Genomic DNA, 11,389 nt, shown 5'->3' with positions numbered 1-11,389 from the left:
CCTCTCCCCTTGGAGAGGGGCTGGGGGTGAGGCCCTGCTCTTCTTTTAATTCATCTTCAACAGCTCCTCAATATTCTTACGGCTGTTTCCCAGTCGCGGCACCTTATGTTGTCCGCCCAGTTTGCCTTTGCTTTTCAGCCAATCGTTAAACAGGCCTTGTCGTGCCTCAACCACTTCCAGCTGTTGCAGCGTGATGTTCTTATGTCGTTTCGCCTCGTAGTCGCTGTTAAGTTGTTGCAGACGGAGGTCGAGTGCCTGGGCAAAGGCATCGAGAGAGGTAGGCTTGTGCGCAAATTCCACAAGCCATTGGTGTCTGCATTTGGCCTCGGCATCCATAAATACAGGCGCGGCCGTGTACTCCAACACCTCTGCACCCGTTTGTTGGCAAGCGTAAGCCAAGCCCTGTTCGGCGTTGTCCATAATCAGTTCTTCGCCAAAGGCATTGATAAAGTATTTTGTTCGCCCCGTAATCTTAAACTTATAAGGCTGCGTGGAGGTGAAACAAACCGTGTCGCCAATAACATAACGCCACAAACCACACGTTGTGCTAATCACCATCGCATAGTTACGGCCTGGCTCAACGCCCCAAAGCGGAACCACCGAGGCGTTGTCTGTACCAAATTCGTCCATCGGAATAAACTCGTAGAACACGCCATAGTCTATCATGAGCAGCATAGCCTCGTCGTCGGGAGCATCTTGTAGACCGAAAAAGCCTTCGCTGGCGTTGTAGGTTTCCATGTATCGCATCTGCGACGAGCCAACAAGTTTGCGGTATTGTTCGCGATAAGGGCCGAAAGCAATGCCGCCGTGGAAGAACACTTCGAGGTTGGGCCACACCTGGGAGAGCGTATCTTTGCCCGAAAGTTCGAGCACGCGCACCAGCACAGAGAGCATCCACGAGGGCACACCCGATATGTTGGTAACGTTGGCGTGCAAGGTTTGTTGGGCAATGGCCTCGCGTTTCGCCTCGAAGTCGGGCATTAGCGCAATGCTTTTCTTGGGAACGCGTACGATATTGGCCAAGGGGTTGATGTTTTCGATGAGTATGGCACTGAGGTCGCCCACTAAACTATGCGCCACGTTGTAGTTGGCCGCATGACTTCCACCCAATATCAGGCTGCGCCCATCGAATAGCCGACTTTTGGGGTTGTTGCGCAGATAAAGTGCCACGGCATCTTTTCCGCCTTTGTAATGAATGTTCTTCAAACCTTCGGCAGATACGGGGATGAATTTGCTTTTGTCGTTGGTGGTTCCCGACGATTTGGCGTACCACTTCACCACGCCAGGCCACAATACGTCGGCCTCGCCGTGGCGCATGCGGTCGATAGGCGCTTTCAGCTCTTCGTAAGTGGTTACGGGTAGCTGTTTGGCAAAGTGTTCGTAGGTTTGTATGTCGTTCATTCCCCACGTATTGCCATATTGCGTGCGTTGTCCTTGCTGCACAAGGTGGCCCAAAACACGCCTTTGTATCTCTTCGCTATTGTGCGCGTACGCTCCGATGTCGGCCTGTCGGCCTTTGAAAGCTCCGCTCACTAAGGATGTAATGCTCATTGTAAGTTTGTTTGAAAGGGCAAAATTACGTCAAAAACATGAAAAAACGCCATATTTGGAGAAGAAATGGTGAATGTGGAGGGTAACTGATGAGGAATAAAGGGGGTGGGGGAACAAATAATGAACGGAAAGTGTTACATATATGGAAACGTTTTAGTAACTTTGTAATATGGCGAGAAATGGGCGTAAAGCCCCAATTTGGATAATGGATTTTAGTTAGCTTGTGAATTGATAAAACATCTGGCCAACAACTTGTTAGCTTGTTAACTCGTGAACTTGTTAACTGATAAAACTTCAATAAACGACGACAGCAATGAAACAAGAAAAGTTATATACCCACGAAGAAATGCTCGACAAAGTGTTGGGCAAGCCCGGCGATTTGGCTCGCGAACAATACGAATCCGACATCAATGCTTTCCTCATTGGCGAGACAATAAAGAAGGCTCGCTTGCAACGCAACCTTACGCAAGCACAATTAGGCGAGCTGATGGGTGTTAAGCGTGCGCAAGTTTCGCGTATCGAAGGTGGCCGTAACCTCACTTTCGCCACGCTTTCAAGGGCTTTCAAGGCAATGGGCGTGGCTGCAACCATCGAGGCAAAAGGCATTGGCAAGGTGTCGCTTTGGTAGTGTGTGTCGGTTCATCACATCAAAACAACTTACAACATCATGTTGGTTTGGCAGAATAACGTGCCCATGTGGAACAAAACTGACTTATAAAACCCATGCAATATTTGCTGTAACACCCCCATTTAATGGTTTGTAGTCAACATAAACAAAAGCGTGGCGGTGTATCATCACACCACCACGCCGACTCTTTAATCTTGTCGCTAAATGCAAAACTACTATGCAAGTTGGTTTATAATGCGTTGTGCTAATCGCTTGTGCTTAAAGCTATGCTAAAAGTTTAAGTTGATGAATGTTTTAGTTAATGAGTTTGTACGGGCCTAAGTTTCTAAGTGAATGAGCTTTATCGCGCACATGGTTGCGCAAAACGTTTCTGCGTGGAGGGTTGTGAAAGCGTTGTTGGGAAGTGAAACAGCTAACAAGCTAACTAACTCACTACCTTGAAACTCCCCATATCACAGCCTCACAATCTTACATCCTACATCTTGTTTGGCGTTTGCCTTTGTGTGCAGTGACTTGAGGTGAGGCGTAAAAAGGCGGCGACCTCATGGCGAAGTCGCCGCCAATCGTTTTTAACCTGATAATACGCACGGTGGCTAAACACACAGCGGCGTATGCGCTTGGCTATTTGCAGATAGCCGTTTTATTTTTTGTAGCTTTTATCTAAGAAAGCCACAAACATCCATACGTTCTTTTCTTGACCAGCGAGGAAACCATCCATCAAGCCCACCGTTGCATCGTCGTCGGCATCGGCAGCAAGCTTAGCGATGGCGCGTTCTTGCTTGATGAGGTTGCCCAGGTTGTCTAGCACTGTTTCAACACCTTCTTTTCCTTCGGGTTCGTTGCCGCTTTCTTTTATCGTAGCCACTTTAAGATACTCGCTAAAACGGTTTTCGGGAGTTGCGCCCAGTTGCAAAAGACGTTCGGCAATCTCGTCAACTTTTTCGGCGGCATCGTTGTAAAGCTCTTCGTACTTGGCGTGCAGACCAAAGAAACGGTTGCCTTTTACGTTCCAATGCAAGCCGCGCAGGTTGGTGTAAAACACTTGGAAGTCGGCCAACAGTTGGGCCAATCCTTTAACAACAGGTTGAACTTTGTTCTCGTCTAGTCCTAAATACATCAATGTGTTCATTTCTAATTTCCTTTCTATATTTTAAATTGTGAGTGAAAATCCTTATTTCTTTCGTTTGCAAAGGTAGGCATATTGCATATCATGCCCAAACATTTCCTTCTATTTCGATATAGAATTAATCTATAATAACGTTGGATGGTGCAGGCGTAAGTTTCTAAGTGATATGGGGTTGTGGGGGAATTGAGGAACGTGAGCAGATGTTTTCTATTACGGTCTACGCGTTATTTTTAATTCTTTATCCCAACAACCCAACTAATAATGCTTTGTAACTGGAATAAAAGGACTATCTTTGCAAAAGGGTTTGGCTATGATGCAATGTGGGTCAACGATATTGCATGATTGCTGCCCACTATAAAACTTCTACGCTCATGAGCAGAATAAGAATATCTCACTTCGGCCCAATAAATACGCATGGGTATGGACATGATGGTTGGATAGACATAAAGAAGGTGACAGTGTTTATCGGCGAACAGGGCTGTGGTAAAAGTTCTGTTGCCAAACTTGTAAGCTTGTGCACCTGGATTGAAAAGGTTCTTACGCGTAGGGATTATGGTAGAAAGGGGTTTACGTCTTCAGATTTCAAGGGCTTTTTGTCTCGTTATCACCGATTAACAAACTATTTCATGGACGGTAAGACCGAAATAGAGTATGAAGGTGATGCTTACAGGCTGAGGTACACTAAAGAAGGCAACTTGTTGATAGGCGAAATGCCCAGTATAAATAAATATCCCTTGCCTCAAATAGCTTATATCCCCGCAGAACGCAACCTAATTGCTACGCTAAACAACCCCGATTTAGTAAAAGAGTGGCCAGGTTCGCTAGTGGGGTTTCTTGCAGAATATGCTCGGGCGAAGAAGTCAATAGCCAATGAACTAATGCTTCCTATAAATGATGCATTGCTAGATTATGACCAAGAGAGCGACATCTTATCTATCAAAGGCAGAGATTATAAAGTGCGTTTGCAAGAGTCGGCAAGCGGATTTCAGTCGGTTGTGCCGTTATATCTTGTGTCTAAGTACCTTTCTGAGAGTGTGTTGAACCAGGCTAGGCCATCAAACAAAATGCGTGTTGACGAGCTGGCGCCAAACAAAATGAGCGTTGACGAGATGGCGCGTTTCCAAAATGAGGTTATGATGATATTGAACAATAAAGACCTTACCGAAGAACAACGCCAACTCGCCATATCGGCCTTGGCAGCGAGGTTTAACAAATCTGCATTTATCAACATCGTTGAAGAACCCGAGCAAAACCTCTACCCGTCATCGCAAGTGTTGTTGTTGCAAAGCTTGTTGCAATTTAACAATGCCTTGTCTGCAAACAAACTTATTGTAACTACGCATAGCCCATATTTGGTAAATCATTTGGCCGTAGCAGTAAAAGCGCATAAGTTGAAGAATGCTTACAAGGACATTGCTGACAAAATTAATGAAATCTACCCCTTGGAGGCAACTGTTTCGCCCGACGACCTGGCCATATACCAACACGATGCAAACGACAATTATTTCTATGCGCTAAAACAATACAAGGGCATACCCTCTGACGAGAACCTGCTGAATGTGCAGTTGGATGAAAGTAACGACAGATATGCCTCACTGCTTGAAATAGAACAAAGAGCATGATTAACTTTTTCCCCTCAAAAGAAATCTGTACCACGAAACAAATAGAGTTCGGATTGTGCGACGCACCTGCACAATCAAAGGCGTACATAGACCTCTGTAATCGTGAGGAATGGATTGCAGTGGTGTACAATAAGGACCAAAAAGAAATTGGCTTTGTGCCTGTTGACCATTGCATCGACCTGCGGAAACCCGATGGGAAGATGGATAATCGCTGTGATTGCTGTCTCTTTCATAAGGATACCATTGCCTTTGTTGAACTGAAAAGGCGAAAGCCCAAATGCTCCGACTGGATAAAAGATGGAGAGAAACAACTTCGATCAACCATTGCCCACTTTGAAAATGAAAACGTGTCAAAGCAATTCTGCAAGAAAAGTGCCTATATCGCCAACAGCATGCAGCCAAATGGAAGAAGAGGACAAAACGAAAGAATGGAGAGATTTTTCAACGATACGGGATATGTTTTGCGAATTAAGAATACCATCGAAGAGTTTTAATGGCTGGATAAGCCTAATATGAACAACACTGAAACATTATGTTAAAGCGACCATCTTAACGCTACTTTCCGATTATTTTATTTATCTTTGCACCATCATTTAATGTGTGCCGCCATTGCCCAAAGCCTCTGTACCATTGTTGCAAAGGCCTAAAATGGGAGAGAAAGGCGCGCCAGTTTAGTGTTTAGATACAGGATTAACAATGAAGAAAATTATTTTAGCAGCAGCGATATGCGTCTTTTTTGCTGCCTGTGGAGGAGACGATGGACTTACACCCACACCACAAAAGCCACCAACACAAGGAGAAACGACCGAGGTTAAAGCCGCGGACATCGTGAAATACTTCAATCTCGACAAGCAGCTTAACGTGTACCAAGCCATAGAAAGGGCAAAAGCCGACCTGGGAAAGAAAACCATTGACGGCAAGGAAATTGAAGTTAAGGCTGTGAACGAGGTGAAACGCGACGAACAAAAAGGCACGTTCACGCTTAAAGTGACGGGCGTTGCTGGTAATAAGCCTTTCGGATTGGACGTGGATTTCACAGGTTTTGCACAGAAACCCGCAGACCAAGACATGGCCATGCGTGCTGTGGCCAAATGGAAAGACGGCGTAGACTACCTGTCGGAGTTCGACTTCGATACGCTGTTCCGCCTGAACAAGACCGATAAGTTCACCGCGGAATATCTCTCAAAGCTGGTAGACCTTACGTCCTCTGCCGCAGATGGAAGTAACCATTACACCTTTACGCCCGACGATTGGGCCAAAACCACCATCAGCGATGTGCGTTATGTACCCAGTAACAGCCATTCGGGGCATGTTGTGTTTACCATTACCTACAACGGAATAAAAGGAAAAACGGGCAACAATGCTTCTCCAAGCCTTACCATTGATAAGAACGCGTATTACGCCAAGCAGTTTACCGTTGACACCGAAGCCGCTAGTAAACTATACATGCGTGGCGTTTACCGTCAGCTTGCGGCGTTCTATGGCTCCCTGATTAAGTACGACGAAACTAAGTTTGCCCCACTTCTGGCCAGTAAGCAGAAGAACGACGGGGATAACTCCATCGCACTGACGATTAAACTCACGCCTAGGGATGGCTCGGAAACCGAATTGGCACAGTTTACCTTAACGCTGAAAGGCTTTAAACCGCTGTCCGACCTCAACAACGAGTGGAACATTGCCGGCGGAACTGATGTAAACGAGTTCTTCGGCAAGAAGTTTAAGAACACCCCCGACGACGATAAGACGGCACAAGTGAAAGCCATCGACACGAGAGTGTGGCTTAAACTGGTGCAGATGACAGTTAAGCGAGGGGGCAATTTTGTTAGCTTGTATCCCAACGAGGTGGCAAGCGAGAACGGAAACTATAAAGTAACCGCATGGTTCCCATCGAGTAGCGATGCCGAATACAAGGACATTTATCTTGAAGAACCCCGAATTGAGGTAATTTCTGCCGAGAAAAAGGGTAACTTCCTATATATAAAGTATAGGCTGACATCGGTTAACGAGACGGCCGTTGCCGGCGTTGAGAAGAGGATTGAGGTGCATCTGATTATGCCCTAACACGCAAAAAAGCCTAAGCTACGCATGCTGTGTGGCTCACTTAAACGCCCGTTGCGCTAGCCATTGCGCAACGGGCGTACTTGTATATGGGCTGCACAGGCGCGCCAGATGCCATTCGTGGCCCATCGTTTTAAAACCCATTGGGCTTTTAGGTTAAGTTTGTAAGATAGTCTTCGGCGGCCGATTTGGGTTACACCCAAAACAAAGAACAGCTTAATTGCATCGCTTTTCATGATTATTTACTAACTTTGTCGCGATATTTCAAAACACAAGTTCATCCACATCACACCTTATATATATGGAGAATGTTTGCAGAGCAAGAGGAGAGTTCGACGATATACGCCCCTATAATGACGACGAAGTGGCACTGGCCATGCGGCGAATAGCCCAAAGTCAGTGGCTGCCGCAGTTGGCCCACTTCGTATTTCCCGAACAAAGCGCGCAAGACGTGGCACGCATGCTGGAAGAAATAAGTACGGCACGCGAGTTTCAGCTCCGCGTGATGTATCATTTCAACCGAGAGGTGATGCGAAGAAGCACCACGCAATTTGTTTGCGAAGGACTTGAACTGCTGCAACCTGCCGTGCCTTACCTCTTTGTAAGCAACCACCGCGACATCGTGTTAGATGCCTCGCTGCTGCAAAACGCATTGGTAGACGCAGGACACGATACCTGCGAAATAACCTTTGGAGCCAACCTCATGACCCACCCAACGGTGGTAGACATCGGCAAAAGCAACAAGATGTTTCGTGTGGAGCGCGGCGGAAACAAACGCCAGTTCTACGAAAGCGAGCTGCACCTGTCGCGATATATCAGGCATGCCCTCGTAGACAGAGGCTCGTCGGTATGGATTGCACAGCGAAACGGCCGCACAAAAGACGGACTAGACCGAACCGAACCTGCACTTATAAAGATGTTCACGCTTTCTGGAATGGGCAATAAGCTTACTTCGTTGGCCCAACTGAACATCGTACCCGTGGCCGTGAGCTACGAATACGAGTCGTGCGACCTGCTTAAAGCGCGCGAAATGGCGCAGTCCGCACACAAACCCTACGTAAAACAGCCGGGCGAAGACATCAACAGCATCATTACGGGCATCAGTCAGCCCAAGGGAAGGGTGCATTTCCGCGTAACAAAACCCATTGGCGCGGCCCAACTTGAACCCCTTGCGCACCTGCCTCTTAACGATGCCGTGCGCCAAGTGGCACAGATGATAGACCATGCCATTATTGATGCCTACCAACTGATGCCCACCAACATGGCCGCCTATGCCATGTTGCACCCCGAAGAACCGCAGAATGCCCAGTGGGATGAGGCGAAAGCGTGGCTAAACCAGCGTTTAAGCCAGCTAACCACCGACGAAGAACGCCGCCACCTGCTGCACATATACGCCAATCCTGTTGCGGCCAAACAACAAATAAAGCAAAGCTGACATGATTGCACAATGGCTTATAAGGCTGTACGACTGGTTTGCGCAACATCGTCTGCTGCGCCTTGCCCTGCCCATTGCCCTGGCTTTGGGTGCGTTGGCGGGCGCATCGCAACTGCGTTTCAAAGAAGACATCACCGACTTTCTGCCCAACGACCACAACTATCGTCGTTCGATGGAGATTTACAGGCAGACAAACGCAGCCGACCGCATCTTTATCGTGGCCTCGCCCACCGATACCACGCAGCTTAACACGCCCCTCTTGGTGCGCGCCATGCAGCTATTTCAACGCGAAAGCAAGGCCCGCGGATGGCAACTAACGGCACAAGCCGACTTCGAGAGCGTGATACGCATTCCCGATTTCGCCTATCAAAACGCGCCTTTGCTGCTGGGCGATGCCGATTTTGCCCGCATACGCCGCATAACCAGCACCGACAGCATGGCCGCCGCGCTGCAACGCAATCGCGAAATGTTGCTTTTCCCCACGGGCGGAATGGTTACACAGAACATCGAACGCGACCCCTTGGGGCTTTTTACGCCCTTACTGGCCCGATTGCAAGCCAGTGGCAACGCGCTGCACTACGAGCTACACGACGGTTACATCTTTACACCCGACGACCGCCACGCCGTGGCCATGCTCACATCGCCATACGGAGCAAGCGAAACAAACGGCAATGCGCTGCTCGTTAAGCAAATAGACAGCGTGGCACGAAGTGTAGAAACGCGCGTGCCTGGCGTGAAATTCGCCGCTACTGGCGCGCCCGTGATAGCCGTAGACAACGCCTCGCAGATTAAGACAGATAGCATTTGGGCCATCTCTATTGCCGCAACGCTCATCGTTGCGTTGTTGGTGTGGGCTTTACGGCGCGCCCGTCACCTGTTTCTCATCGTCGTTTCGTTGGGCTTTGGTTGGCTTATGGCTATGGGCGGAATGGCTTTGGTAAGCCGCGAAGTGTCTATCATTGTGTTGGGTATAGCCTCGGTAATCATCGGTATCGCCGTAAACTATCCCTTACACTTCGTTACGCATTTGGCCCATTGCAGCTCGCCACGGCAGACACTCGAAGAGATAGCCTCGCCCCTTGTGGTGGGCAACATCACAACTGTGGGGGCTTTTGCCACCTTAATACCCCTCGATGCCACCGCATTGAGCCATTTGGGCATCTTCGCAGCCCTGATGTTGGTAAGCACCATCTTGTTTGTTGTGGTGTTCTTGCCCCATTTTGTGGGCAAAAAAGCCACTTCTGTTAAGGGCGCAACCGCCAACGAACAAGGCGAAACGCCCGATGCTGCCCCCGTGTCGGCCACATCTGGGCCTGTTGCCACTGCTCATTCGCCCCATCATCGCAAGCGAACGACCATCGTTAGTGCGGCTTTGGTGGTGGTGACGCTTGTGTTGGGCTATTTCAGTTTGGGCACACAGTTCGACACCGACTTGCGAAACATCAACTACTTAACGCCGCAACAGCAAACGCTTTTGATGCAATTGGCGCAGATGCGCGGCGAAGAACATGGCACAACGCAAGTGTATTTTGTAGCCGAAGGTAAGAATGTAGAACAGGCTTTGCAGGCTGTAGAACAACGCCAATACCCGCTCTTGGTGGCAAGTAAGGCCGAACAACAACGGCGTTTGGCGCAATGGCGCAGTATATTGAAAGAACGTGCACCGCAATTAGACAGCTTGGGACTTTTGGCAGCGAAGGAAGGCTTTGCTGCCGATGCCTTCGCGCCCTTCCAAAAGATGCTCGCCACACGCTTTACGCCGCAACCGCCCAGCCATTTCGCACCCTTTTTGCAAGCCTCTTTGGGCAATCGCATAGTGGGAAACGCGGTGGTTAACATCGTTAATGTGCCTTCGGCGCAGGCCGATAGCGTGGCGGCGGCCTTTACATCCACGCCTAATGCCGAGCGTTGGGCGTTCACCTTGCCCAGTCTTAACGCCACGATAGCCAACTCGTTGTCGCAGCATTTCAACTATATCGGTTGGGTTTGCGGTGCTATTGTCTTCGTTTTCCTTTGGCTTTCGTTCCGCAAGTTTAAGCTTGCACTCATCGCCTTCATGCCTATGGTGGTGTCGTGGCTGTGGATTTTGGGCGCGATGCACCTTTTAGATATGCGTTTCAACTTGGTAAACATCATCTTGGCCACCTTTATTTTTGGTCAAGGCGACGATTATAGCATTTTTGTTACCGAAGGATTGATATACGAACGACGCCACGGCCGCCCCATGTTGGCGGCCTATCGCAAGGGCATTTTGCTCTCGGCGGCCATCATGTTCATCGGTATGGGGTCGTTGGTTGTGGCTCGTCATCCGGCTTTGCATTCGCTGGGGGCAATTACCATCGTGGGCATGGGCGCAGTTGTGGCCCTCACTTATGTTGTTCCGCCATTGTTGTTTAGGTGGTGGGTGAAGTAGGCGCGGCCTTACTCAATACCTAAGATACACCTTGTTTTGTCCGCTTTTCAGCAAGAATTTTAACATTGTGAGTGCGATTTTTGCTCGCAATCGTCCGCCTTGTCGCAAAAAATCGATTCTCGCGGAGGTTTGTTTGGCAACAAAATGGGGTGACATGTGAATGCTTACAAAATGAATATTTATTTCAACAAAGCATCATTTACACCACTTTGGGGGCTATTTACCGCTAAATGTGGTGTGTTTTGGTGCTAAATGACCTGCGTTTTGCCGCTAAATGCAACGCGTTTTGGTGCTAAATGCAGTGCGTTTTGGTGCAAAACGCAAGGTAAAACGGTGCAAAATGCAGTGCTTTTTGATGCTAAACGCGATACAAGAAGCATAAATATCCACAGTAATTGTATAAATAAAACCTCTTAGAACCATGAATAACATGACTAAAAAGGGCAAAATAGTGGTTAAAAAGTGGGGTTTTAGGGTCTAAAAGGGGCGAATTGGGAACAAAAAAATTGCGAGTTGGCGGCTAAATAGAAAGGCAAAATGGTGCAAAATACAGGTT

The 11,389-nt window shown here is 48.3% G+C and carries 8 protein-coding genes; 6 read left to right on the top strand and 2 right to left on the bottom strand.

Translation table 11 applies throughout. The annotated features are described in order from the left end of the window. Positions 1-45: 45 nt before the first annotated feature. A complete protein-coding gene (locus tag HMPREF2955_RS10555) occupies positions 46-1,551 on the bottom strand; it encodes a GH3 auxin-responsive promoter family protein (protein WP_070723382.1) in 1,506 nt (501 codons plus the stop codon). A 313-nt stretch (positions 1,552-1,864) separates the two neighbouring features. Between HMPREF2955_RS10555 and HMPREF2955_RS10550 the strand changes: the two genes are divergently transcribed. Continuing rightward, complete coding sequence (locus HMPREF2955_RS10550; protein ID WP_070723381.1) at positions 1,865-2,179, top strand: helix-turn-helix domain-containing protein; 315 nt, start codon at positions 1,865-1,867, stop codon at positions 2,177-2,179. Between the two features lie 640 nt (positions 2,180-2,819). Here the strand turns inward: HMPREF2955_RS10550 and HMPREF2955_RS10545 are convergent. After that, positions 2,820-3,308: a Dps family protein gene (locus HMPREF2955_RS10545; RefSeq protein WP_009230582.1), complete on the bottom strand. Its 489-nt coding sequence runs from the start codon at positions 3,306-3,308 to the stop codon at positions 2,820-2,822. A 368-nt stretch (positions 3,309-3,676) separates the two neighbouring features. On the opposite strand from HMPREF2955_RS10545, the gene HMPREF2955_RS10540 reads away from it, so the two are divergent. The 5 genes from HMPREF2955_RS10540 to HMPREF2955_RS10520 all read left to right on the top strand — a co-directional run bounded on the left by HMPREF2955_RS10540 (position 3,677) and on the right by HMPREF2955_RS10520 (position 10,833). Further along, positions 3,677-4,927 (top strand): AAA family ATPase, encoded by a 1,251-nt coding sequence (locus tag HMPREF2955_RS10540; RefSeq protein ID WP_070723477.1) that lies wholly within the window; start codon positions 3,677-3,679, stop codon positions 4,925-4,927. Next, on the top strand, positions 4,924-5,421 hold the full coding sequence (locus tag HMPREF2955_RS10535) for a hypothetical protein (protein ID WP_070723379.1): 498 nt from the start codon (positions 4,924-4,926) through the stop codon (positions 5,419-5,421). Before HMPREF2955_RS10540 ends, HMPREF2955_RS10535 begins: the two co-directional genes overlap by 4 nt. Before the next feature lie 202 nt (positions 5,422-5,623). Continuing rightward, a complete protein-coding gene (locus HMPREF2955_RS10530) occupies positions 5,624-6,988 on the top strand; it encodes a hypothetical protein (protein WP_070723377.1) in 1,365 nt (454 codons plus the stop codon). Positions 6,989-7,286: 298 nt separating this feature from the next. After that, positions 7,287-8,420: a 1-acyl-sn-glycerol-3-phosphate acyltransferase gene (locus HMPREF2955_RS10525; RefSeq protein WP_070723376.1), complete on the top strand. Its 1,134-nt coding sequence runs from the start codon at positions 7,287-7,289 to the stop codon at positions 8,418-8,420. A gap of 1 nt (position 8,421) precedes the next feature. Next, entirely contained in the window at positions 8,422-10,833 is a 2,412-nt protein-coding gene (locus HMPREF2955_RS10520) for an MMPL family transporter (RefSeq protein ID WP_070723374.1), read from the top strand. Positions 10,834-11,389: the final 556 nt, after the last annotated feature.

This window comes from Prevotella sp. HMSC073D09 (assembly GCF_001814145.1).
GTDB lineage: Bacteria > Bacteroidota > Bacteroidia > Bacteroidales > Bacteroidaceae > Prevotella > Prevotella conceptionensis.
This window is presented reverse-complemented; position numbering and strand designations above follow the sequence as displayed.

Excerpts from the sequence above, each read along its gene's own strand:
- HMPREF2955_RS10550 (WP_070723381.1), top strand. The coding sequence starts at position 1,865 with ATGAAACAAGAAAAGTTATATACCCACGAAGAAATGCTCGACAAAGTG.
- HMPREF2955_RS10525 (WP_070723376.1), top strand. The coding sequence starts at position 7,287 with ATGGAGAATGTTTGCAGAGCAAGAGGAGAGTTCGACGATATACGCCCC.
- HMPREF2955_RS10540 (WP_070723477.1), top strand. The coding sequence starts at position 3,677 with ATGAGCAGAATAAGAATATCTCACTTCGGCCCAATAAATACGCATGGG.
- HMPREF2955_RS10520 (WP_070723374.1), top strand. The coding sequence starts at position 8,422 with ATGATTGCACAATGGCTTATAAGGCTGTACGACTGGTTTGCGCAACAT.
- HMPREF2955_RS10530 (WP_070723377.1), top strand. The coding sequence starts at position 5,624 with ATGAAGAAAATTATTTTAGCAGCAGCGATATGCGTCTTTTTTGCTGCC.
- HMPREF2955_RS10555 (WP_070723382.1), bottom strand. The coding sequence starts at position 1,551 with ATGAGCATTACATCCTTAGTGAGCGGAGCTTTCAAAGGCCGACAGGCC.
- HMPREF2955_RS10535 (WP_070723379.1), top strand. The coding sequence starts at position 4,924 with ATGATTAACTTTTTCCCCTCAAAAGAAATCTGTACCACGAAACAAATA.
- HMPREF2955_RS10545 (WP_009230582.1), bottom strand. The coding sequence starts at position 3,308 with ATGAACACATTGATGTATTTAGGACTAGACGAGAACAAAGTTCAACCT.